Raw genomic sequence first — 21,660 nt, forward strand, 5'->3', positions numbered from 1 at the left:
GGATGTCCTGGCTTTCAAGGTTCGGCCGAAGCCGCGGCGCGCGTCCAGGCTTCTTTCAGCGCCTGCTGGCTCTGCGGCGGCAGCACGCCGAGCCGCACATGGCCCGGCAGGCCGAATGATGCACAGTCTCGCAGCTTGATGCCTTCGGCGCGCAGCCGGGCGGCCCGCTGCGGATAAGGCGCATCGGTGCGCGCGCAAAAGAAGTTGGCCTCGCTCGGCAGGCACTGCCATCCCATCGATTCGCAAAGGGCGCGCTGCTGCGCCTTCCATTCGCGCAGGGTGCGCAGGCTTCGGGCAAGCCAGGCTTGGGCGGGCTCGCCGATCCAGGTTTCGAGCAGCGCCACGCCATGCGCGCCCACCGGCCACGAGGGGGCCAGCCGCTCGAGGCGCTGCTTCAGCAATGCGGCGGCATCGCCTTCGGGCGCAATGGCATAGGCGGCGCGGATGCCGGTCAGGCCCATGGCCTTGTTGGGCGTCCACAGCTGCCAGACACGGTTGCGCTGCGCCGCGTCGAGCGATGCCGCGCCTTCGAGGCGCAGCGCTTCGTAGGCCAGGTCGAGCACGCAGGGGCCGCCGGCCGCGGCGTGCAGCGCGAGATTGGCCTCGGCCTGGCCCAGCGGGCTCGACGGCTCGCAGCACCAGCGCAGCGCTGCTCCGTCATGCGGCGCTGGCGGCCGCAGCACCTGCAAACCCCAGGCCGATGCCGCGCGCTCGTAGTCGCCATAGCTGTGCGCCGGCAGCACCACCTGCCGGCCGCCGCCCTGCGCAAAAGCGGCGCTGATGCGGTGGATGAATTCGCTGGCACTGGCCGCGATCACGATGCGTTCGGCGGCCACGCCGTGAAAGCCTGCCAATGCGCGGCGCAGCGCCGTGTAGCCCGGGTCCGGGTAGTGCGCCGCATCGGCTGCACGCAGTGCGGTAAGCACAGCGGGGCATGAGCCCGTGGCATTGCCGTTGGTCGAGAAATCGTGCCAGGCGGTGCCGATGGCGTCGGGCCCGCCATGCAACAGGCCGGTGGATGTCGTGTGTTCCGGTGTCATGCCCAGTCGGTTGCCGCGAAGAAGATGGCCAATGATGCACAAGCGGCCGTGGCCAGCACCGCCCTGCCGCCCCATCGCGCGGCCTGCTGCGTATCGGCCGCATCGGCGGGCCGTCCTTCGGCATTCAAGGCATAGACGCCGGGCTTGGCAAGCCGCACGCCGAGCAGCAGTGCCATCGCCGCCATCGGCCAGCCGCTGTTGGGCGACGGCGTGCGGCGCGCCTCGCCTGCCACGCCGCGCGGCCAGCGCCATGCCGCAAGCGCAAGCAGCAGCGCCGTGAGCCGCGCCGGCAGCCACGAGAGCAGGTCGTCAGCGCGCGCGGCCCACTTGCCGAACCAGCTCCACTCGCGGCCATTGCGTTCGCCGCGGTAGCCCCACATCGCATCGGCCGTGTTGGCGAAGCGGTAGACCGCCGCGCCCGGCAAGCCCAGTAGCACGAACCAGAACAGCGGCGCCACGAGCGAATCGTTAAGGTTCTCGGCCAATGATTCGATGGCGCTTTCGCGCACCTCGCGCTCGCTGAGCGCGCAGACATCGCGGCTGACGAGCCGGCCCAGCTGCGCGCGCCCCGCATCGAGCGAAACGCCCAGCGCCGCCTCGACCGCGAGCACTTCGTCGTGCAGCATGCGCCACGCGAAAAGCGGTTTCAGCGCAAAGGCCATCGCCACCGCCAGCGCCCATGCGGGCAGCCATTGCACCATCGCAGCCTGCACGCCGGCGGCGACCACCCCCACGCACATCGCGCCCACGCACCACGCCAGCGCCCCGATCAAGAAGAGCGGCAGGTCGCGCGGCTTCGCCTTGGCCGCCGGCGGTGCGATGCGCGAGCCGATCCAGCCGAGGTACTGCCCCATCCACACCACCGGATGCCAGCACGCAGCGGGCTCGCCCAGCCAGCAGTCGATGGCAAGCGCAAGCCACAGCGCGGCAACGACGGCCAGGGCGTGTTCGAGGGGAAAGGGGGGCATGGGAGCCGTCATTCTCGCGAAGACGGGGTGGGAAACAGGTCCGACGGCTGGCCCCAGCGTTCGTCGAACACCAGCGCCGACAAGGGCTCGCGCCGGGCCCAGCGTTCGCGTTGCAGCATCGGCTCTTCGTAGAAATCGTGCACCGGGCCCAGGCACAGCAGCGCGATCGGCTCCGCCCCCTCGGGCAGGCCCAGCAGGGCCGACACCTCGGCGGGATCGAACAGCGAGACCCAGCCCATGCCCAGCCCTTCGGCACGCGCCGCAAGCCAGAGGTTCTGGATGGCGCAGGACGCCGAGGCCAGGTCCATCTGCGGCAAGGTGCGTCGGCCGAACACATGCCGCTCACGGCCGTCGGCCAGCGACACGGCCAGCAGTTCGGCCGCATCGAGCACGCCCTGCACCTTGAGCCGCATGAACGCGTCTTCGCGCTCGCCGAGGGCGCGGGCCGTCAGCACGCGTTCGCGCTCGATCACATCGTGCAGACGCTGACGCAAGGCACCGTCGCGAACGCGAATGAACCGCCACGGCTGCATGAATCCGACACTGGGCGCGTGGTGCGCCCCTTCCAGCAGCCGGCGCAGCAACTCGGGCGCCACCTGCCCCCCTGCGAAGTGACGCATGTCCCGCCGCTCATGGATGGCGCGGTACACCGCCCTCACCTCGTCGGCCGCGAAGGCTTGCGACATCGAAATCAGTCCTCGATGCCGCGCTGCGCCGGAATGCCGGCCTTGAATGCGTGCTTGACCATGGCCATCTCGGTCACGGTGTCGGCCAGCTCGACGATTTCGGGCGGGCAGCGCCGGCCCGTGAGCACCACGTGCACGTGCTTGGGCCGCGTGCGCAGCGTTTCGAGCACGCCCTCGAGCGGCAGCCAGCCGTAGATCAGCGGATAGGTGATCTCGTCGAGCACCACCAGGAAGAACTCGCCCGAAAGAATGGCCGCCCTGGCTTTCTCCCAGCCATCGCGCGCGAGCTGGGCCGAGTGTTCGAGGTCCTGGCTCTTCCAGCTGAAGCCGTCGCCCAGCCCCTCGATCGGAATGCCGATCTGCTCGAACATGCGGTGCTCGCCGAAGCGCGCCGAAGGCACCTTCATGAACTGGTAGATCTTCACCGCCTTGCCGCGGCCGTGCGCGCGCAGCGCGAGGCCGAAGGCCGCGGTGCTCTTGCCCTTGCCGTCGCCGGTGTTGACGATGACGATGCCGCGGCGTTCGCCTTCGGCCTTGTCGTACGGCTTCTCGCTGGGGGGAGTTTCGATTTGCATGAGACGGGCTCCGTGTTGATGGGGGGCGGTCAGTTCGGCAGCGCGATCCACTGCTCGGCCACGCGGTGCACGCGGATGCGGTGGTCGAACACCTGTTCGAGCGCGGCGTGGGTGGCCGGGTCGCTGCTGCCGCCGCGGTGCACCACGCGGCCGTGGTTCATTACCACCAGCTCGTCGGCGGCCAGCGCCATCGGCAGTTCGTGCAGCACGCTGACCACGGTGCGGCCTTCGGCCACCAGGGCGCGCGTGGTCTGCATCCAGTCGGCCTGGTGCGGCGGGTCGAGGTTGGCGAGCGGCTCGTCCATCAGCAGCAGCTCGGCCTCGACCGCAAGCGCGCGCGCCAGCAGCACGCGCTGGCGCTCGCCGCCCGAGAGCTGTCCGAGCGGCCGTTCGCGCCAGTCCCACGCTTGGGTGCTGCGCAAGGCACGCTCCACCGCCGCGCGGTCGGCCGGGCTCGGCGCCGCGAGCCAGCGCTGGTGCGGCAGGCGGCCGAGCATGGCGATGTCGTAGACCATCAGGTCGTCGGCACTGCCCTCGCCCGCCGCGCCGCTCTGGCCCAGCCACGACAGGCGCTGCGCGCGAAGGCGGCCCGGCACCCTGGCCGACGGTTCGCCAAAAAGAAAGACTTCGCCGCGGTGCGCGAGCAGGCCCGCGAGCGCCTTGAGCAGGGTCGACTTGCCCGCCCCGTTCGGCCCGACCACGCTGGTCCAGCGCGCCGCGCCGAGCTTCAGGTCGATGCCGTGCAGCACCTCGGTGTTGCCGAGCGTGGCGCCCAGGCCGCGGGCTTCGAGTGCGGGGATCTCCTGGCTCATGCCACCCCGCCCCGCGCGCTGCGCCTGTGCATCAGCCACAGCAGGTAGCTGCCGCCGAGCACCGCCGTGAGCACGCCCACGGGCAGTTCCTGCGGCGCGATGAGCCAGCGCGCCAGCAGGTCGGCCGCCATCAGCAGCAGGCCGCCCATCGCGGCCGACAGCACGATCAACCCGGCATGCGTGGTCTTGACCACCGAGCGCACGAGGTGCGGCGCGGCCAGGCCGACGAAGGCGATGAGCCCGGTCTGCGCCACCGCTGCGCCGGTGCCCAGCGCGAGCACCACCACCAGCGTGGCGCGCATCGCGCCCAGCGGCAGGCCGAGGCTGCGGGCCGTCGCTTCGCCGAGCGCAAGGCCGTCGAGCACCGGCGCGAGCGCCCAGCCCAGCAGCAGGCACACCGCACCGACCGCGGCCATCACCGCGCATGCGCTCCAGCCGACCAGGCCTGTGCTGCCGAGGATGAAGCCCTGGATGGCCTGCAGGATGTCGGCCGAGGCGATGGTGATCAGGTCCTTGGCGGCGCCGAGCACCACGCCGACGATCACGCCCGCGAGCAGCAGCCGCAGCGTCTGCTGCACGCCGCGCGCGAGCACCAGCGTGAGCATCACCGCGAGCACCGCGCCCACGAAGGCCGCGCCCGTGAGCCCCAGGCGCATCGCCCATTGCGTGCTGGCGGCCGAGCCGCCGAACAGCAGCAGCGCCACCGCCACGCCGAGCGAAGCCCCCGAGGCGCTGCCCAGCAGATAAGGATCGGCCAGCGGATTGCGGAACAGCCCCTGCGCCACCGAGCCCGCGAGCCCGAGCAGTGCGCCCGCGAGCCACGCGCCCAGCGTGCGCGGCAGCCGGATGTCCCAGACGATGCGCAGCGCCACCGGATCGCGCCATGCCGCGCGCAGGCTTTCGAAGCCGGTACTGCCGATGCCCAGGCCGAGCACCGCCAGCGCGCCGCCCAGCACCAGCAAGGCGATGCCGAAGAGCCAGACGCGGCGCTGATGGCGGGTGTGCATGAAGTCCACCCGCGCTCAGCCGGCCTTCTCGGCGATGCAGCGCGCCATCAGCCGTGCGGCTTCGTCCATGCGCGGGCCGGGACGCACGAGCACGTCCGACTGCGCGGCGTCGAAGCGGCAGATGCGCCCCTCGCGCACCGCGCGGATGCCGCCCCAGCCCGGGCGCTGCTCCATGCCCGCCGCGCTGCGCACGCTGACCATGATGAGATCGGGATTGGCGCGCACCACGTATTCGGGGTTGAGCTTGGGAAAGGGCCCGAGCGAAGCCGGCACGATGTTCTTCATGCCCAGGCGCGCGAGCGTCTCGCCGATGAAAGACGACTCGCCGGCCGCATAGGGCGCGCTGTTGACCTCGAAGTAGACGCGCTGGCCCCTCGCCCCGGCCGGCAGCGACTGCGCGGCGGCCGACACGCCCGCATCGATCGCGCGCCAGATGTTCGGCGCCTCGCGGGTGCCGAGCACCTGGTCGAGCTTGTCGAGCACGCGCCGCACGTCGGCATGGCTCTTGGGTTCGAGCACCAGCACCTTGAGGCCCAGCGCCTCGAGCCGCTGCGTCACGCGCGAGGACTTGGCGAGCAGCACCGCATCGGGCCGCAGCGCCACGATGGCTTCGACGTTCGGGTCGAGCCCGCCGCCCAGCTGCGGCAAGGCGCGCACCGCGTCGGGCGAATTGGAATAGTTGTCGACGCCCACCAGCCGCGAACACGCACCCAGCGCGCAGACGCCTTCGGTCAGCGACGGCAGCAGCGTGACGATGCGCTGCGGCGGCTGCGGCAGGCTCACCGTCACGCCGCGCTCGTCGACCACGTCGATGGCATGCGCGGCCAGCGCGAAGAGGCCGAGGCCAAGCGCCGCGGACAAGCACCGAATCCAGCGGGCGGTCATGCGGGTGCCTTCAGGGTCAGCGGCAAGCCGGCCGCCATCAGCGTGACGCGGTCGCAGGCGGCCGCCACGTCCTGGTTCATGCGGCCCAGCGCATCGACGAAGGCGCGCGTTTCGCGGCCGAGCGGAATCACGCCCAGCCCGATCTCGTTGCCGACCAGCACCACCGGCCCGCGCGCTTCGCGCAGCGCCATCAGCAGCATCGCGGCATGCGCCGCCGGCGTGCGCGTGACCGGCTGCGCGGTCTCGCAGCGCAGCGGCATCAGCAGGTTGGTGAGCCAGAGCGTGAGGCAGTCGACCACCACCAGCGTGTCGGGCGAACTCTGCGTGACGATGGCGCGCGCCAGTTCGACGGGTTCTTCCACGGTTCGCATGGCGGGCACGCGGCGGGCGCGGTCGGCCTGGTGGCGCACGATGCGCTCCTGCATCTCTTCGTCATGCGCCTGGGCGGTGGCAATCAGCACGGCGCGCCGCATGGCGGGCGCCTCGGCCAGCCAGTCGGCGGCGCGCTGCTCGGCGCGGCGCGACTTGCCGCTCTTCTGGCCGCCGAGGATGAATTCATGTTCAACGCGCATGCGCATCGGCCTCCGGGGTTTCGTGTTCGAGCTCGATCGGCATCGCGCCGAACAGCCTGGCCGTGGCTTCGGGGCTGGACGCGAACCACGCATGAAAATAGCTCGCCCGCACCGGGCCGTGCACATAGAAGGCCTCTCCCGCGCGGGCGTCCGCGCCGGGCCTGCCGGTGAAGGCCGCCGGCACCAGCGGCGTTTCGCAGCTCGAATAGTGAAAGGTGTGGCCGCGCAGCGTGTGGGCACCCAGTGTGAGCTGCTGCGGCCCGAGGCCGGACAGCCGCTTGTGCATCGCGACCCGGCCCGGCAGCAGCCCCCAGAGCGCGTGCGATGCGCCATCGGCCGTTTCCAGTTGCTCGAACAGCGACATCATGCCGCCGCACTCGGCCCATACCGGCTTGCCCGCGGCGGCGTGCGCGGCCAGCGACGCGCGCAGGGATTCGCTGGCGGACAGCGCCTTCGCATGCAGCTCGGGGTAGCCGCCGGGCAGCCAGAGCGCATCGCATGCGGGCAACGCATCGCCGGCGAGCGGAGAGAAGAACACGACCCGCGCGCCCAGCGCCGCAAGCACGTCGAGGTTGGCCGGATAGATGAAGGCAAAGGCCGCATCGCGCGCGACCGCGATGGTGCGCCCCTGCAGCAGCGGATCGATGCGCGCCGGCGGCTCGGCCGCGGCAGCCTCGAAGCGCACCTGCGGCCAATCGGAAAGCGGCCGCTTGCCCAGGGGCGTGGCGGCCATCGCGTCGGCCGCCGCATCGAGCCGCGCCGTCGCGTCGCCGAGTTCATGCGCAGCGACCAGCCCCAGGTGCCGCTCGGGCAGTTCGAAACCGGCGCCGCGCGGCAGGCTGCCGAGCCACTGCGCCGGTTCGCGCAAGGCCTCCTTCAGCATGCCGGCATGCCGCTCGCCGGCCACGCGGTTGGCCAGCACGCCGGCCCAGGGCAGCGCGGGACGGAAGTTCTGCAGGCCGTAGGCCAGCGCGCCGAAGGTGCCGGCCATGGCCTGCGCATCGATCACGGCCAGCACCGGCAGGCCGAAGCGCTCGGCCAGGTCCGCCGCGCTGGGGCTGCCGTCGAACAGGCCCATGACGCCCTCGACGATCAGCAGGTCGGCCTCGGCCGCGGCCGCATGCAGCCGCCGGCGGCAGTCGGCCTCGCCGGTCATCCAGAGGTCGAGCGAATGCACCGGCGCGCCGCTGGCAAGCGCCAGCCAGTACGGGTCGAGAAAGTCGGGCCCGCACTTGAAGACCCGCACGCGCCGGCCCTGGCGCGCGTGCAGGCGCGCCAGCGCGGCCGCGACGGTGGTCTTGCCCTGCCCCGAAGCCGGTGCCGCCACTAGCACGGCGGCGCAGCTGTGCGCGGCGATCGGTTCGCCGTTGTTGCGGGGCTGGCTTATTGCGGTGTCCACTTCAGGCCGATGTATGCGTTGCGGCCGCCGGTGGCGTAGCCGCGTGCAAGCGTGTAGTCCTTGTCGCCCACATTGTCGACGCGGGCCACCAGGCCGATGTCGCGCGTGATCTGCGTGCTGGCCACCAGGTTCAGCACGGTGTAGCCGCCCAGCGTGCGGGTGTTGGCCGCGTCGTCGAAGCGCTTGCTCGACGATTGCAGCTCGGCGCCCAGCGTCCAGCCGGCAATGCGCCAGTCGGCGCCCAGCGTGCCGTGGCGGCGCGCGCGGCGGGCCAGCAGGTGGTCGGTGTCGAGGTCGCGCGGGTCCTGGAAGTCGAGCGATGCGCGCAGGCTCACGTCACCGATGCGGTGCCCGCCCGACAGCGTCACGCCCTGGTAGCGGGCGCGCGCGGTGCTGGCATAGCAGCCGAAGCCGGAGCGGCAGTTGGTGGCCGAACCGTCGAACACGATCAGGTTCTCGACGCGGTTCTGGTAGACGACGATGCCCGCATGCGTGCCGCCGTCGGTGTACTGCAGGCCGAGTTCGACGTTGCGGCTCGACTCGGGCTTGAGGCTGGCCACGCCGTATTCGCTGAAGCGCTGGTAGAGCGTGGGCGCGCGGAAGGCGGTGCCGGCCGAGACGGTGGCGCGCAGGCGCGGCGTGATCGCGTAGCCGTAGGCGGCGCTGCCGGTGGCCTTGCCGCCGAATTCGCTGTCGTCGTCATGGCGCACATGCAGCTGGAGCGAATGCGCGCCCTGCACGAAGCCATAGCCGAGCGAGACCGCGTCCTGCGAGCGCTTGCTCGAGAGCAGGCCGCTGCTGATGGTGGGCGCATTCTCGAGCGCGTCTTCGCGGCGCTCGAGCGTGGCCGTCACCAGGTGCGGGCCGAAGCGGAATTCGTTCTGGAACAGGTAGCCGCGCAGATTGGTTTCGGTGCGGTAGAACGAAGGCTGGGTCTTGTAGACCGACTGCGAATCGGTGACCTGCACGCGCGTGCTGTAGATGTCGTTCCACTTGGCCGACCACGAGAGCCCGGCCGTGCGCAGCGTGTTGTTCGAGATGTCGTTCCGGAAGAGGATCGGCGGCTTGGTCCTGAAGCTCACCGGCGGGTCGTAGCCGGCTTCCATGTCGCTGTACAGCAGCGTGGCTTCCAGCCGCTGGTTCGGCGTGAGCTGGTAGCCCAGGCGCAGGTTGCCGGAATTGCTGCGGTAGCCGTCGCGGTCGGGGCTGGTGAAGCCGTCCTTGGAGGGCGTGCGCTTGTCCATCGGCAGCACGTTGAAGCCCCGGCTTTCCTCGTGCGCCGCGCCCAGCGAATAGTCGAAGGCGCCCGACTTGCCGCTCACGCCCGCCTCCGCCTTGCGCAGGCCGTGGCTGCCGAAGCCGATGCCCGCGTAAGGCGCCACGCCTTCTTCGCCGCGCCTGGTGAAGAGCTGGATCACGCCGCCCACGGCATCGGAGCCGTACACCGCGGCGGCCGGGCCGCGCAGCACTTCGATGCGGTCGATCTGCGAGAGCGGAATGCTTTCCCAGCCGGCACCGCCGGTCGATTGCGAATCGACGCGCACGCCGTCGACGTAGACGGCCGTGAAGCGGGTCTCGGCGCCGCGGATGTACAGGCTGGTGGTGTTGCCCACGCTGCCGTTGCGCGTGATCTCGATGCCGGGCAGGCGCGCCAGCACGTCGGCCACGCCGACCGCGCCGCTGCGCTCGATGGTCTGGCGGTCGACCACGGACACGTCGCCCACGAGGTCCGACAGCGGCTGCGGCGTGCGGTTGGCGGTGACCACGGTTTCGCCGAGTGCCGGCGCATCCTGCTGGGCATGCGCGACGGCCGGCAGTTGAAGCAGCGCCATGCCGCCGAAAGCAGAGGCCAGCGCGAGCGGCAGGCAGGCAAGGCGGCGGCGCGCAGGCGCACGGCCGAGGGAAAGGAAACCACAGGAAGTCATGAATGGAGCGAACGAACGTCTATGCCCGTCGCCGGCTTCCCCGCCGGCGCTTGGGCGCAATGGCTGCCTTGCGCGCCGAATCGAAAATCGATCGCGCATGCGGCAGCCGCCTTGTTGGCCGGTATCCGGGCTGGCAGTGCGACCCCACCGCCTTCCCAGGCGCCTGTTTCAGGGCACCCAGTGGCTTGATGGATGAGGTTGACGCTTGCGGCGTCGACTGCTTGACCGTTGCGGGGGCAGCGCAGGCGGCTTCGGCCCTGTTCCGTTTCCGGGGGCGTTCACTCCTGCTTCCCGTTGAACCGCGGCGTGTGAACCACGCCGCAGGCACCAACGCGCAGGATTTTAGGGCCTCGGCCAGCGCAGTAAGCCAAAAGTTGCGCCGCCTGCCGTCCGCCGGGGAAACTACAATCGCCAACCATGCCCGCCTCCAGCCCCATCGACCAGATCGCCGAGCGTGTGGAACGCCTGCTCGTGCGTCATGAAGAGGTGCAGCGCACCAATGCGCTGCTGCAGGAGCAGGTCGAAGCGCTCACGCGCGAGCGCGACGCGTTGAAGTCGCGGCTGGCCGCGGCCCGCACGCGCCTCGATGCGCTGCTCGAGCGGCTGCCGGCCGAACCACCTTCCCAAGATTCCCCCGCATGAAGCAGATTGAAGTTCAGATCATGGGCCAGAGCTATCTGCTCGGCTGCCCCGAAGGCGGCGAGGCGCAGCTGCGCGAAGCCGTCGAGCGCGTGGACGCGGCCATGTGCAAGATCCGCGATGCGGGCAAGGTGAAGGCGCGCGACCGCATCGCGGTGCTCGCTTCGCTGAACCTGGCTTTCGACCTGGCGGCCCAGCAGGCGGCCGCCGCGGCCGCGCCGCCTCCCCTGGCCGCGGCCTCCTCGGCAGAGGGCGGCGACGCCGATGCCAAGGCCGCCCAGCTCATTCAGAAACTCGATCAAGCCCTCGCGGGCGATGACCATTTACTCTGAGCGGAAGCACCCGGCCCGTCCGGGGCGTAAAATCCGAACTGTCTGCGGTGCGCGTCGGGCTTAATATTTCCTTGTTCCAATGCTCTCCGGAGCCGGGCTTGGTACATCGCTTGACGGGTGTGATCATCTCGCGTCAGATGAACCCGAAGTCTTGCTGCCCTCGCCCACCTGAACCCTGGTTCAGGATGCGGGTTCGGCGCCCACTTGCAGACACCTTTTTCCGTTCATACGGCCCCTGCATGCGCTGCACGGGGCCGTTGCTTTTTTTCAAGGCTCCGCTGCGTGACTTCCCTGCTCGACCCCCTCCTGATCGCCGAATTGGCCGCGCTCGGCCTGGGCACCGGTTTCCTGGCGGGCCTGCTGGGCATCGGCGGCGGGATGCTCATGGTGCCGTTCATCACGATCATCATGGGGCACCGCGGGGTGGCCTCCGATCTTGCCGTGAAGATGGCGATCGCCACCTCGATGGCCACGATCATCTTCACCTCGGTGTCCAGCGTGCGCGCCCATCACAAGCGCGGCGCGGTGCGCTGGGACATCGTGCGGCGCCTGGCGCCCGGCATCGTCATCGGCAGCCTGCTGGGCAGCCTGGGCGTGTTCGCGCTGCTCAAGGGCACGGTGCTGGCCATCGTCTTTGCGCTGTTCGTGGGCTTCTCGGCCACGCAGATGTTCCTCGACCGCAAGCCCAAGCCCACGCGCCAGATGCCGGGCACCGCGGGGCAGCTGTCGGCGGGCGGCGCCATCGGCTTCATCTCGGGCCTGGTCGGCGCGGGCGGCGGCTTTGTCAGCGTGCCGTTCATGACCTGGTGCAACATCTCCATCCACAACGCCGTGGCCACCAGCGCCGCGCTCGGCTTTCCGATTGCGGTGGCCAACGTGCTGGGCTACGTGGTGAGCGGGCAGTCGGTGCAGGGCCTTCCGGCCGGCTCGTTCGGCTACATCTGGCTGCCCGCGCTGGTGGTCATTGCGCTGTGCAGCGTGCTCACTGCGCCGCTCGGCGCGAAGGCGGCGCACAACCTGCCGGTGAAGAAGCTCAAGCGCGTATTTGCGAGCATCCTGTACCTGCTGGCGGCCTACATGCTCTGGAAGGGCCTGCAGGGCTGAGCCGCCGGGCGCGTTGAAAGCCCCTCGGGTCCCGGGTGGGATCCGTTGCGAGGCGGCAGGCCCGGCCGTATAACGGGCGCATGAAAATCCTCATTGCTGTCGACGGCAGCGCCTACACGCAGAAGGCGCTCAATTACCTGCTGGCCAACCGCGCGATGTTCGTGGATGGCCATGAGCTGGTCATCGTGCATGTCAGCACCGGCATCTCGGGGCACGTGGCGCGCCACCTCAGCAAGGAGGTCATCGCCGACTACTACGCCGAGGAGAACGCCAAGGTGCTCGAACCCGTGGCGGCATTGCTTGCGCAGAACGGCGTGAGCAACTACACGATCGACAAGCGCCATGGCCATGCGGCCGAGGAAATCCTCAAGTCGGCGGCCGCGGCGCATGCGCAGCTGATCGTGCTCGGCACCCATGGCCACGGCATCTTCGGCCGCGCGCTGATGGGCTCGGTGGCCACCAAGGTGATCTCCGAGACCGACACCTCGGTGCTGCTGGTGCAGTAGCCGGGTTTTTCTCTTCCCCTTTTTATTGCACGCGCTGCTGCCGCCATTCGCGCGGCGAGCAGCCGAAGCGTTCGCGGAACGCGCGGCTGAAATGCGCCGCGTCGTTGAAGCCGCGGCCGTAGGCAATCTCGGCCACGGGCCGGCCGGCCAGGCGCGCCTCGAGCAGGTCGCGGCTGCAGGCTTCGAGCCGGCGCTCCCAGATGTACTGCGAAGGCGTGAGCGGCTCGCTCTTGAAGACGCGGTGGATGTGGCTCGCCGAGACGCCCAGCTGCGCCGCGAGGCTTCCCACCGACAGCGAAGGATCCGCCAACTGCTCGTCGATGCGCCGCTTCACGCGGGCCAGGTGGTAGGCCGTGAGACTGCTCAGGCCCGGTGAGCGCGCCGCGGGCAGCGTCTGCAGCCCGGCCACGAGAATGCTCTGCACGCCGTTGGCCACCGCCAGGGCCGACGCCGGCTGCAAGGTGTCGATGTCCTCGCGCAGCGTGCGGATCATGCCCAGCAGCAGGTGCCCCGCGCCCTCGCGCCCCGACACGGTGGTGGCCGTCAGCGCTTCGGTGTGGTGCAGCTCGCTGCGCAGGCGCTCGCCCGGCAGCTTGAGCACGATCTGCTCGAAGCTGTCGTCGAACAGCAGCTGGTAGGGCCGCGTGCTGTCGTACAGCGCGAAGTCGCCCGCCGCCAGCACGGCGTCGCGCCCATCCTGCCGCACCACGCCCTGGCCGCGCGCCTGGATGCTGACCAGAAAGCAGTCGTCGCCCGAGCGCGAGATGTGGCCCGGCGTGCGCATCACCTTCTGCGGTCCTGACCTGACCACCGACACGTCCAGGCTCGGCAGCGTGTGCTGGCGGATGCTGCCTTCGAAATTGCCGCTATCGCCTTCGCGCACCGGATCGCATCCGAGCTGCACGTAGACGTTGCAGATCATGTCGGTCCAGTAGGCGAGCCGCTGGCCGCGCGGAACGGCATCGGTGCTGAGCAACGGGGTCATCGGGGTTCCTTCGGAAGTCGGCCTGCAACGCTGGAACAAGAACGCCGCAAGTTCGGGTCAAGGCGTTTCGCGGCGGCGAATCTACGCTTGAAGCAACCCGCATGCCACCGCGCAAACCCGGTGCGAGGTGTGCGAAGTTGTTTCTTTCAACCCGTTTCCGGAGACCCCGCCATGCCCGCCACCGTTCACCCCAAGCTCCGCGTTGCCGCCGTGCAGGCAGCGCCCGTGTTCCTCGATCTCGACGGCACCATCGACAAGACCATCGACCTCATGGCCCAGGCCGCCGGCCAGGGCGTGAAGCTCATCGCCTTTCCCGAGACCTGGGTGCCCGGCTACCCGTGGTGGATCTGGCTCGACTCGCCGGCCTGGGGCATGCAGTTCGTGCAGCGCTACCACGACAACGCACTGGTCGTGGGCTCGGCCGAATTCGACCGCGTCCGGGAGGCCGCGCGCAAGCACAACATCTGGGTTTCGCTCGGCTACAGCGAAAAGGCCGCCGGCAGCCTCTACATTGCGCAGGCGCTGATCGACGACCAGGGCCGCACGGTGCAGACGCGCCGCAAGCTCAAGCCCACGCATGTGGAGCGCACCGTGTTCGGCGAGGGCGACGGCTCGGACCTGGCCGTGGTCGAAACGCCCATCGGCAACATCGGATCGCTCTCGTGCTGGGAGCATCTTCAGCCGCTCAGCAAGTACGCGATGTATGCGCAGAACGAGCAGATCCACTGCGGCGCCTGGCCGAGCTTTTCGCTCTATCGCGGCGCGGCCTATGCGCTCGGCCCCGAACTCAACAACGCCGCGAGCCAGGTGTACGCGGCCGAGGGCCAGTGCTTCGTGATTGCGCCGTGCGCCACGGTTTCGCAGTCCATGAGCGAGCTGATGTGCACCGACGCCGGCAAGCAGCAGATGCTGCGCGTGGGCGGCGGCTTTGCGCGCATCTATGCGCCCGACGGTTCGCCGCTGGGCACGCCGCTGGCCGAAGACCAGGAGGGGCTGGTGATTGCGGACATCGACCTGGGGATGATCGCGCTCTCCAAGGCGGCCGCCGACCCGAGCGGCCACTACTCGCGGCCCGACGTCACGCAGTTGCTGTTGAACAAGACGCGCCGCGAACCCGTGGTGCTGCAGCGTGCGCCCGAGGTCGAGCGCGGTGCCTTCGAGGCCATCGTCGCCGCACCCGAGCCGGCACCGGCGGCCGCGCGCCAGCAGCCGCTGGCGGCCTGAAGCACCGGAGCCACGCCATGGAATCCGCCATTGCCGAGCACCTGAAGTGCCCCCGCACGCGCCATCGCCGCGTGGAGGACGACTACGCGCCGCCCTACCCCGCCTGGTCGGCGCGCGCGCCGGGCGCGGTCAGGCAGGTCGTGATGGGCTACTTCGGCGTGCAGTCGCGCGGCGCCGGGATGCAGGGCCGCGCGTGTGCGGCGCTGATGAAGATCGCCGCCGGCTTTGCGCTGCCCGACGGGCCCGGCCACCACGACTTCGCGCACCATGTCGACGCCGCCGGCTGCGACAACATGGTCGCCATCGCCTACTGGAACGACCCTGCGGCCCATGCGCGCTGGTGCACGGCGCCCGAGGTCGATGCCTGGTGGCGCTCCGACGAGCGGCTGGCGGACGGCCTCGGCTACTTCCGCGAAATCGTTGCGCCGCGCGCCGAGCACTTCGAGACCATGTTCAACACGCCCGACCGCCTCGAAGGCGTGGGCGTGGTGATGGGCGGCGTGAGCGGCGAACTGCAGGAGCACGGCTACTGGGGTTCGATGCGCGACCGCATTCCGCTGTCACAGACCGACGCCATGGCGCCCTCGGGCACGCGCGCCGTCATTGCCGGCGCGCCGGCACCCGGCCAGCGCGTGCGCATCGCAGGCCACGAGAACATCGCCATGATCCGCTCCGGCCAGGAGTGGGCCGACACCACGGGACAGGAACGCGCGCTCTATCTCGGCGAGATGGAACCCGTGCTGCGCGAAGGCATGGACTTCCTGCGCGACCAGGGGCTTCACATCGGCTGCTACAGCAACCGCTACATGCAGCACCTCGATGCCAAGGGGGCGCCGCTGGAGAAATCCTTCGGCCTGAGCTTCTGGCACTCGCTCGCCGACATGGAGCGCTGGGCCGAGTCGCATCCCACGCACGTCGCGATCTTCGGCAGCTTCATGCGCTACGTGCAGGCACTGAACTTCCAGCTGCAGCTGCGCGTGTACCACGAGGTGTCGGTGCTGAAGGCCGACGAACAGAGCTACGAATACATCAACTGCCATGCGGGCAGCGGGCTCATGAACGGGCTGGGCGAGGTGTAGCGGGCCCCTCGCTCCGGGGATGCCGTAGGATGCGCGGCCCTACACAAAGGCAAGGACCCCGACCATGTGGAGCGATCTCGACAGTCTCGTCGAAGCCTCGATGCAGGAATGGAAGGTACCGGGACTCGCGCTGGCCGTCATCCAGGATGGCGAGATCGCCGTGCTCAAGGGCTATGGCGTGCGCGACACCGACACGGGCCTGCCCGTGACCATCGACACGCAATTCCTGCTGTGCTCGATCACCAAGTCGTTCACCGCGGCCGGTCTCGGCCTGCTGGTGGACGAACGCAAGCTCGACTGGGACCGGCCGGTGCGCGAGGTGATTCCCGAATTCCGCCTGCACGATCCGGTGGCGACCGAGCGGCTGACCGTGCGCGACCTGCTGTGCCACCACAGCGGGCTGCCGCGGCATGACTGGATCCACATGCCCGGCGACCTGAGCAACGCGCAGATGCTGGCCGCCCTCAGGCACCTGGCGCCGAACAAGGACCTGCGCGACGCCTTCCAGTACTCGAACCTCGGCTACCTGGCCGCCGGCATGGTCACCGAGCGCATCAGCGGCCGGAGCTACCAGGACTTCACCACCGAGCGCCTGATGAAGCCGCTGGGCTTCAGCCACTTCGGCTTCTCCATCGAGGCCCTCGCGGCCGCCGAAGACGCCGCCCGTCCGCATGCGATGGATGGCGACGAGCGCTACCGCACGCCGCTGTCGCCGATCCGCGCGACGCCGGCCGGCGGCATCAACGCCTCGGTGGCCGATCTTGCGAAATGGGCGCGCTTTCTCCTCGATGGCAAGGCGCATGGGCAGCAACTGCTTTCGACCCAGGCGCTGCGCGAAATGACGATCCCGCGCGTGCACATGGGGCGCTCCCCCTACGCCGAGATCGGCGACTCGCACTACGGCCTCGGCCTCTTCTGCGAGCAGTACCGCGGCGAGCGCATCGTCGCGCACTCGGGCTCGTGGACCGGCTGGAGCACGCTCATGACGATGCAGCCCGAGCGCCGTGCAGGCGTCGTGGTGCTGACGAACCGCACGCCGGGGAGCGTGCACGCGATCCTCACCTATGCGGTGCTCGACCGCATCTGCGGCCGCGAGACGGTCGACTGGTTCGGGCGCCTGGCACCCAAGCGCAGGCAGGCCATCGAACAGCAGGCGCTCGACAGGAAGGTGAGCGCGGAAGTCCGCAGGAGCGGAACCCAGCCGAGCCATCCGCTCGACGAGCATGTCGGCGACTACGAGCATCCGGCCTACGGGCGCCTGCGCATCGACCGGGAGGCGGACGGGCTCGCATGGCGCTGGCGCGGTGTCGAGGAGAAGCTCGAGCACCGCCACTACGACGTGTTCATCACCCCCGACCGCCCGACGGTGCTGCACCCCAGCAACCGGACGCTCACCTTCCGCTACGACCGGCAAGGCCGCATCGACCGCATCGAGATACCGTTCGAGGAGATGGTGGACGACATCGTGTTCCATCGCGTCGCAGCCGGCGACGTGCTGGACCCGGGCTTTCGGCAGCTGTGCGCCGGCGACTACCTGCACAGCGGCCGCGTGATCGAGATCAGGCTCGATGCGCGCGGCGAGCTCGCCATGACGATCCCTGGCCAGCCGACCTATCGCTTGCTGCCGGCCGATGGACGCAGCTTCCGCGTCGACACGCTCGATGGCTTCGGCGTGGAATTCCGCCGGCCTTGGCCCGACGCAGTAGACGCGATGATCTTCCACGAACCCCGCGTCACCGCGCTCGCCCCGAAGGTGGCAAAGCCCTAGCCGAACAACCCCTTGTGCTGCTCCCGCAGCAGCGCCTTCTGCACCTTGCCCATGGTGTTGCGCGGCAGCTCGGGCACGACGAAGCAGCGCTTGGGAATCTTGAAGTTCGCGAGCTTCGACTTGAGCTCCGCCACGATGGCATCGGGGTCGAGCGCCCCATTGCCCTTGGCAATGACGATGGCCACGCCCACCTCGCCGAAGTCGGGGTGGGGCACGCCGACCACCGCGCTTTCGGCCACGCCCGGCAGCTCGTTGATGTAGCCCTCGATCTCGGCGGGATAGACGTTGTAGCCGCCGCTGATGATCAGGTCCTTGCTGCGTCCGACGATGGTGACGTAGCCGCGGCCGTCGATCTTGCCGACGTCGCCGGTCTTGAAGAAACCATCGGCGGTGAATTCTTCCTTCGTCTTCTCCGGCATGCGCCAGTAGCCCGCGAACACGTTCGGGCCGCTGACCTGGATGTTGCCGATCTCGTCGGTGGTGCAGTCGCGGCCGGCGTCGTCGCGCACGCGCAGCCGCACGCCCGGCAGCGCAAAGCCGACGGTGCCGCCGCGGCGCTCGCCCTGTGTGGGGCTGTAGGGGTTGGAGGTGAGCATGATGGTTTCGCTCATGCCGTAGCGCTCCAGGATGGTGTGGCCGGTGCGCTCGCGCCATTCCTCGAAGGTCTCGATGAGCAGCGGCGCGGAACCGGCGATGAAGAGCCGCATGCCGCGCACCGCCTCGCGCGTGAGGCCGGGCTCGGCCAGCAGGCGCACATAGAGCGTGGGCACGCCCATGAACACGGTGGCCTCGGGCAGCTTCTCGACCGCGCGCTTCGGGTCGAACCTGGAGAACCAGATCATCTTGCTGCCGTTGAGCAGCGCACCGTGGAGCGCAACGAAGAGGCCGTGCACATGGAAGATCGGCAGCGCGTGGATCAGCACGTCGCCCTCCGTCCAGCCCCAGTAGTCCTTGAGCACCTCGGCGTTCGACAGCAGGTTGCCATGCGTGAGCATCGCGCCCTTGCTGCGGCCGGTGGTGCCGCTGGTGTAGAGGATGGCGGCCAGGTCGTCCGCGTTCTTGCGCGCCGCTTCATGCCGGTCGCTGCATTGCGCGGCAAGCTCCAGCAGCGTGCCGGTGCGGTCGTCGTCCAGCGTGAACACATGCCGGGTGCCCGCCGCGCTCGCGATGGGTCCGACCCACGCGGCATTGCGGCTGGTGCACACCACCACGGCCGGCTCGGCGTTGCCGATGAAGTATTCGATCTCGGCGCTCTGGTAGGCGGTGTTGAGCGGCAGGAACACGTAGCCGGCGCGCAGCGTGGCGAGGTAGAGGATCATCGCCTCGACCGATTTCTCGACCTGCACCGCGATGCGGGCGCCCTCCGCGAGCCCCAGCGCGCCGAACAGGTTGGCCATCATCGCGCTGGCGCGGTCGAGGTCCTGCCACGAATAGAACAGGCCGTTGTCGGTTTCCACGGCCGTGCGGCCGAGCTCGGCGGGAAAGGCCGCGCGCAGGGCGGCGAACAGGTTGGAATTGGCTTTCGTCTTCATCGGGCAGGTGCTTCGGATATTCGGTGTGACGTGGAGGCTGGCTGCCGCCCGCTACTCGAGCTTGGCGCCCGAGGCCTTCACCACCGAGGCCCAGCGCTTGATCTCGGAATTCACGAAGCCGCCGTACGAGGCCATGGTGAGGTTCGGGATCTCGGAGCCATTCTGGGCCCAGATGGCCTTGAGCTCGTCGCTCTGAAGGGCCTTCTTCATGCTGTCGACGATCCGTGCCTGCAGCTCGGCCGGCGTGCCCTTGGGCGCCCACAGGCCGTACCAGGTGGTGACCGTGTAGTCGGGCAGGCCGACCTCGGCCGCGCAGGGCACGTCGGGGAACGCCGGGTTGCGCTTGCTGCCGGCAACCATCAGCGCCTTGATGCGCCCGCCCTTGATGTGCTGGGCCGAGGAGCCGAGGCCGTCGAACATCAGGTCGACGTTGCCGGCGATCAGGTCGGACAGCGCCGGCCCCGCGCCGCGGTAGGGAATGTGCGTGATGAAAGTGCCGGTCTGCAGCTTGAACAGCTCGCCCGCCAGGTGGTGCGAGGTGCCTGCGCCGGCCGAGCCGTAGTTGAGCTTGCCGGGGCTGCGCTTGGCGGCGGCCACGAGTTCCTGCAGCGTATTGGCCGTGACGCGGCGCGGGTTGACCACCACCACCTGCGGCACGTTGGCCAGCAGCATCAGCGGCACGAAGTCTTTCTCGAGGTCGTAGTCGAGCTTGGGGTAGATCGACGGCGCAATTGCGTGGTGCACCGCGCCCATGAAGAGCGTGTAGCCATCGGGCTGGGCCTTGGCGGCGATGCTGGCCCCCACGGTGCCGCCCGCGCCGCCGCGGTTGTCGATGACCAGCGTCTGGCCGGTGACCTTGGCGAACTGGGCCGAGAGCGGGCGCGCGAAGGCGTCGGTGCCGCCGCCGGCCGGGAACGGCACCACCATGTTGACCGGCCGCGTCGGCCAATTACCTCCCTGCGCCGCTGCCCCGCCGCACAGAACGGCGGCACCGGCCGCGGCCAGGCGCAGCACCTCGCGTCTCTGAAAACTCTGAGTCATCTGTCATCTCCTGTCGTTGTAGATTGCCGCACCATGCGGGCCGGCGCAGCACGCGCCGGACTTCTTTCCAGAACTCAGCCTTTTTTGAAGAACAGGCTTTCCACATCCCCCGAAACCGCCACCTTGCCCTCGGCGATCCATGCCCGATGCTTGTCGAGGCGCTTGAGATCGTAGAGGTAATTGACCATCAGGCCGTAGGACTGCTTCAGCCCCTTGGGCGAAGGATCGCCGGCCCAGTTGAGGCGCTCCACGCGCGCGCCGTTGCCCAGGTGAAAACGCGCCACCGGATCGGCCGGCGTGCCGTCGACCAGCGTGCGGCCCAGGTATTCGGCCGCGGCCTGCAGCAGCCACTGGCGCAGCGGCGACTTGGCATCGAGCGTGGCCGGCGCCTCCACCGCGGCAAGCAGCCGCTCGGCGGTCGGCGGCAGCGAGCCGACGAGGCGGCCGAGCTCGGCCTCGCGCTTCTCGTCCAGGCGCGGCAGCAGCTCGGCGGCATTCCGGGCGAGCCAGCTGCGAAAGCCCGGGATCGGCGACAGCGTGGCAAAGGTCTTCAGGCGCGGCAGCTCTTCCTGCAGCGTCTCGACCACGCGCTTGATGAGCGAATCGCCAAAGCTCACGCCGCGCAGCCCGGTCTGCGTGTTGCTGATCGAATAGAAGATGGCGGTGGTGGCCTTGGCCGGCTGGATCGGCACGGCGGCCTCGTCGAGCAGCGGCGTGATGCCGTCGCTGATACGGTCGACCAGCGCCACCTCGACGAAGATCAGCGGCTCGTTGGGCAGCCGCGGATGGAAGAAGCCGTAGCAGCGGCGGTCGCTGTCGTCGAGCCGGTTCTTCACGTCGGTCCAGCTCTTGATGTCGTGCACGGCCTCGTAGCGGATCAGCTTCTCGATCAGCGACGCCGGCGAATGCCAGTCGATCCGTCGCAATTCAAGGAAGGCGACGTCGAACCAGGTGGAGAACAGGTGCTCCAGTTCGGCATCGAGCGCGAGCAGCCGCTTGTCCGACTTGAGGAACGGCAGCAGCTCGGCGCGCAGGTCGACCAGGAAGCGCATGCCCTCGGGCTCGACTGCAAAACGCTGCAAGAGGCGCATGCGCGGCGACACCAGCGCGCGCCTCAGCCGCAGTTCGGCCTGTCCTTCGTCGGGCGTTCCCACGGCGGCCTGGTGCTGGTCGCGCGCGGACTTGAGCTTGTGCGGATCGGCCGCGAAATGCTCGCTCATGAGCGCCCAGTAGTCGCGCCGCTCCTCGGGCGTGGCGGCGGCATATTCGCGTGCAATGGCATGGGCCCGGCGCCCGCCCTCGACCTCGCTCACGCGCGGATCGATCACCGCCTGCAGCGCCGTGAGCACGCGGCGCAGCGCGCGCGGCGACAGGGCCTCGTCGGCCTTGCGCAGCGTGGCCTGCAGCCGCTCGGCGGTCGAGCGCATGCTGGGTCTTGCGGCCGACTTGGGTGCGCCGCGGGCCGCGCCGTCGGATGCCACGGGCACCCTGGCTGCGGCCTTTTCGCCGGACTTTTCGCCAGAGCGCAATCGCGCCTGGAACCACTCGGTCGCACTCATCGACAAGCTCCAATGCTGTGGG

At 69.6% G+C, this 21,660-nt stretch carries 21 protein-coding genes and 1 riboswitch; of the genes, 7 read left to right on the forward strand and 14 right to left on the reverse strand.

Annotation, left to right across the window (positions count from 1 at the left end; translation table 11 throughout):
• Positions 1-14 precede the first annotated feature (14 nt).
• From AC1DMS_RS29860 to AC1DMS_RS29905, 10 genes are read right to left on the reverse strand one after another with little or no spacing between them, the layout of a single operon-like run.
• Positions 15-1,040, reverse strand: a complete 1,026-nt coding sequence (locus tag AC1DMS_RS29860) for an aminotransferase class I/II-fold pyridoxal phosphate-dependent enzyme (protein WP_012747665.1) — start codon at positions 1,038-1,040, stop codon at positions 15-17.
• Positions 1,037-2,008, reverse strand: coding sequence for an adenosylcobinamide-phosphate synthase CbiB (gene cbiB / locus AC1DMS_RS29865; protein WP_436287696.1), 972 nt, complete (start codon positions 2,006-2,008; stop codon positions 1,037-1,039). Before cbiB ends, AC1DMS_RS29860 begins: the two co-directional genes overlap by 4 nt.
• 8 nt (positions 2,009-2,016) lie before the next feature.
• Entirely contained in the window at positions 2,017-2,694 is a 678-nt protein-coding gene (bluB, locus tag AC1DMS_RS29870) for a 5,6-dimethylbenzimidazole synthase (protein WP_012747663.1), read from the reverse strand.
• Positions 2,695-2,699: 5 nt separating this feature from the next.
• Positions 2,700-3,269, reverse strand: a complete 570-nt coding sequence (cobO, locus tag AC1DMS_RS29875; RefSeq protein WP_012747662.1) for a cob(I)yrinic acid a,c-diamide adenosyltransferase — start codon at positions 3,267-3,269, stop codon at positions 2,700-2,702.
• Between the two features lie 29 nt (positions 3,270-3,298).
• The gene (locus AC1DMS_RS29880) at positions 3,299-4,081 is read right to left on the reverse strand and encodes an ABC transporter ATP-binding protein (RefSeq protein WP_012747661.1); all 783 of its coding nucleotides are present in this window, start codon (positions 4,079-4,081) and stop codon (positions 3,299-3,301) included.
• Complete coding sequence (locus tag AC1DMS_RS29885) at positions 4,078-5,088, reverse strand: FecCD family ABC transporter permease (protein ID WP_012747660.1); 1,011 nt, start codon at positions 5,086-5,088, stop codon at positions 4,078-4,080. The genes AC1DMS_RS29880 and AC1DMS_RS29885 overlap by 4 nt, the downstream gene beginning before the upstream one ends.
• Positions 5,089-5,103: 15 nt before the next feature.
• The gene (locus tag AC1DMS_RS29890) at positions 5,104-5,973 is read right to left on the reverse strand and encodes an ABC transporter substrate-binding protein (RefSeq protein ID WP_012747659.1); all 870 of its coding nucleotides are present in this window, start codon (positions 5,971-5,973) and stop codon (positions 5,104-5,106) included.
• Positions 5,970-6,545 (reverse strand): bifunctional adenosylcobinamide kinase/adenosylcobinamide-phosphate guanylyltransferase, encoded by a 576-nt coding sequence (locus AC1DMS_RS29895; RefSeq protein ID WP_012747658.1) that lies wholly within the window; start codon positions 6,543-6,545, stop codon positions 5,970-5,972. Before AC1DMS_RS29895 ends, AC1DMS_RS29890 begins: the two co-directional genes overlap by 4 nt.
• Positions 6,535-7,944 (reverse strand): cobyrinic acid a,c-diamide synthase CobB, encoded by a 1,410-nt coding sequence (locus AC1DMS_RS29900; protein WP_012747657.1) that lies wholly within the window; start codon positions 7,942-7,944, stop codon positions 6,535-6,537. Before AC1DMS_RS29900 ends, AC1DMS_RS29895 begins: the two co-directional genes overlap by 11 nt.
• The gene (locus AC1DMS_RS29905; protein WP_041945512.1) at positions 7,929-9,869 is read right to left on the reverse strand and encodes a TonB-dependent receptor domain-containing protein; all 1,941 of its coding nucleotides are present in this window, start codon (positions 9,867-9,869) and stop codon (positions 7,929-7,931) included. The genes AC1DMS_RS29900 and AC1DMS_RS29905 overlap by 16 nt, the downstream gene beginning before the upstream one ends.
• A 99-nt stretch (positions 9,870-9,968) precedes the next feature.
• Positions 9,969-10,215, reverse strand: a riboswitch (cobalamin riboswitch).
• 71 nt (positions 10,216-10,286) lie between these two features.
• On the opposite strand from AC1DMS_RS29905, the gene AC1DMS_RS29910 reads away from it, so the two are divergent.
• From AC1DMS_RS29910 to AC1DMS_RS29925, 4 genes are all read left to right on the forward strand, one after another.
• A complete protein-coding gene (locus AC1DMS_RS29910; RefSeq protein ID WP_012747655.1) occupies positions 10,287-10,511 on the forward strand; it encodes a hypothetical protein in 225 nt (74 codons plus the stop codon).
• A complete protein-coding gene (locus tag AC1DMS_RS29915; RefSeq protein WP_012747654.1) occupies positions 10,508-10,840 on the forward strand; it encodes a cell division protein ZapA in 333 nt (110 codons plus the stop codon). The genes AC1DMS_RS29910 and AC1DMS_RS29915 overlap by 4 nt, the downstream gene beginning before the upstream one ends.
• 282 nt (positions 10,841-11,122) lie before the next feature.
• Positions 11,123-11,944, forward strand: coding sequence for a sulfite exporter TauE/SafE family protein (locus AC1DMS_RS29920; protein WP_012747653.1), 822 nt, complete (start codon positions 11,123-11,125; stop codon positions 11,942-11,944).
• 80 nt (positions 11,945-12,024) lie between these two features.
• Positions 12,025-12,450 carry a universal stress protein gene (locus AC1DMS_RS29925; RefSeq protein WP_012747652.1) on the forward strand — a complete coding sequence of 142 codons (426 nt, stop codon included), beginning with the start codon at positions 12,025-12,027 and terminating at the stop codon, positions 12,448-12,450.
• A gap of 22 nt (positions 12,451-12,472) precedes the next feature.
• On the opposite strand, the gene AC1DMS_RS29930 is transcribed toward AC1DMS_RS29925, so the two are convergent.
• Positions 12,473-13,435 (reverse strand): AraC-like ligand-binding domain-containing protein, encoded by a 963-nt coding sequence (locus tag AC1DMS_RS29930; RefSeq protein ID WP_012747651.1) that lies wholly within the window; start codon positions 13,433-13,435, stop codon positions 12,473-12,475.
• Between the two features lie 171 nt (positions 13,436-13,606).
• On the opposite strand from AC1DMS_RS29930, the gene AC1DMS_RS29935 reads away from it, so the two are divergent.
• From AC1DMS_RS29935 to AC1DMS_RS29945, 3 genes are all read left to right on the forward strand, one after another.
• The gene (locus AC1DMS_RS29935; RefSeq protein WP_012747650.1) at positions 13,607-14,659 is read left to right on the forward strand and encodes a carbon-nitrogen hydrolase family protein; all 1,053 of its coding nucleotides are present in this window, start codon (positions 13,607-13,609) and stop codon (positions 14,657-14,659) included.
• 17 nt (positions 14,660-14,676) lie between these two features.
• Complete coding sequence (locus AC1DMS_RS29940) at positions 14,677-15,738, forward strand: phenylacetaldoxime dehydratase family protein (protein ID WP_012747649.1); 1,062 nt, start codon at positions 14,677-14,679, stop codon at positions 15,736-15,738.
• 64 nt (positions 15,739-15,802) lie between these two features.
• Positions 15,803-17,506 carry a serine hydrolase gene (locus AC1DMS_RS29945; protein WP_012747648.1) on the forward strand — a complete coding sequence of 568 codons (1,704 nt, stop codon included), beginning with the start codon at positions 15,803-15,805 and terminating at the stop codon, positions 17,504-17,506.
• Here the strand turns inward: AC1DMS_RS29945 and AC1DMS_RS29950 are convergent.
• The 3 genes from AC1DMS_RS29950 to AC1DMS_RS29960 all read right to left on the reverse strand — a co-directional run bounded on the left by AC1DMS_RS29950 (position 17,503) and on the right by AC1DMS_RS29960 (position 21,638).
• Complete coding sequence (locus tag AC1DMS_RS29950; RefSeq protein ID WP_012747647.1) at positions 17,503-19,038, reverse strand: malonate--CoA ligase; 1,536 nt, start codon at positions 19,036-19,038, stop codon at positions 17,503-17,505. The genes AC1DMS_RS29945 and AC1DMS_RS29950 overlap by 4 nt on opposite strands.
• Before the next feature lie 51 nt (positions 19,039-19,089).
• Positions 19,090-20,079 carry a Bug family tripartite tricarboxylate transporter substrate binding protein gene (locus tag AC1DMS_RS29955; RefSeq protein ID WP_012747646.1) on the reverse strand — a complete coding sequence of 330 codons (990 nt, stop codon included), beginning with the start codon at positions 20,077-20,079 and terminating at the stop codon, positions 19,090-19,092.
• A gap of 74 nt (positions 20,080-20,153) precedes the next feature.
• Positions 20,154-21,638, reverse strand: a complete 1,485-nt coding sequence (locus tag AC1DMS_RS29960; protein WP_012747645.1) for a malonyl-CoA decarboxylase — start codon at positions 21,636-21,638, stop codon at positions 20,154-20,156.
• Positions 21,639-21,660: the final 22 nt, after the last annotated feature.

It is taken from the genome of Variovorax sp. 05T418 (genome assembly GCF_056396385.1).

Bases quoted from the DNA above. Each gene is read 5' to 3' on its own strand.
- AC1DMS_RS29860 (WP_012747665.1), bottom strand. From the start codon at position 1,040: ATGACACCGGAACACACGACATCCACCGGCCTGTTGCATGGCGGGCCC.
- cbiB (WP_436287696.1), bottom strand. From the start codon at position 2,008: ATGCCCCCCTTTCCCCTCGAACACGCCCTGGCCGTCGTTGCCGCGCTG.
- bluB (WP_012747663.1), bottom strand. From the start codon at position 2,694: ATGTCGCAAGCCTTCGCGGCCGACGAGGTGAGGGCGGTGTACCGCGCC.
- cobO (WP_012747662.1), bottom strand. From the start codon at position 3,269: ATGCAAATCGAAACTCCCCCCAGCGAGAAGCCGTACGACAAGGCCGAA.
- AC1DMS_RS29880 (WP_012747661.1), bottom strand. From the start codon at position 4,081: ATGAGCCAGGAGATCCCCGCACTCGAAGCCCGCGGCCTGGGCGCCACG.
- AC1DMS_RS29885 (WP_012747660.1), bottom strand. From the start codon at position 5,088: ATGCACACCCGCCATCAGCGCCGCGTCTGGCTCTTCGGCATCGCCTTG.
- AC1DMS_RS29890 (WP_012747659.1), bottom strand. From the start codon at position 5,973: ATGACCGCCCGCTGGATTCGGTGCTTGTCCGCGGCGCTTGGCCTCGGC.
- AC1DMS_RS29895 (WP_012747658.1), bottom strand. From the start codon at position 6,545: ATGCGCGTTGAACATGAATTCATCCTCGGCGGCCAGAAGAGCGGCAAG.
- AC1DMS_RS29905 (WP_041945512.1), bottom strand. From the start codon at position 9,869: ATGACTTCCTGTGGTTTCCTTTCCCTCGGCCGTGCGCCTGCGCGCCGC.
- AC1DMS_RS29910 (WP_012747655.1), top strand. From the start codon at position 10,287: ATGCCCGCCTCCAGCCCCATCGACCAGATCGCCGAGCGTGTGGAACGC.
- AC1DMS_RS29915 (WP_012747654.1), top strand. From the start codon at position 10,508: ATGAAGCAGATTGAAGTTCAGATCATGGGCCAGAGCTATCTGCTCGGC.
- AC1DMS_RS29925 (WP_012747652.1), top strand. From the start codon at position 12,025: ATGAAAATCCTCATTGCTGTCGACGGCAGCGCCTACACGCAGAAGGCG.
- AC1DMS_RS29930 (WP_012747651.1), bottom strand. From the start codon at position 13,435: ATGACCCCGTTGCTCAGCACCGATGCCGTTCCGCGCGGCCAGCGGCTC.
- AC1DMS_RS29935 (WP_012747650.1), top strand. From the start codon at position 13,607: ATGCCCGCCACCGTTCACCCCAAGCTCCGCGTTGCCGCCGTGCAGGCA.
- AC1DMS_RS29940 (WP_012747649.1), top strand. From the start codon at position 14,677: ATGGAATCCGCCATTGCCGAGCACCTGAAGTGCCCCCGCACGCGCCAT.
- AC1DMS_RS29945 (WP_012747648.1), top strand. From the start codon at position 15,803: ATGTGGAGCGATCTCGACAGTCTCGTCGAAGCCTCGATGCAGGAATGG.
- AC1DMS_RS29950 (WP_012747647.1), bottom strand. From the start codon at position 19,038: ATGAAGACGAAAGCCAATTCCAACCTGTTCGCCGCCCTGCGCGCGGCC.
- AC1DMS_RS29955 (WP_012747646.1), bottom strand. From the start codon at position 20,079: ATGACTCAGAGTTTTCAGAGACGCGAGGTGCTGCGCCTGGCCGCGGCC.
- AC1DMS_RS29960 (WP_012747645.1), bottom strand. From the start codon at position 21,638: ATGAGTGCGACCGAGTGGTTCCAGGCGCGATTGCGCTCTGGCGAAAAG.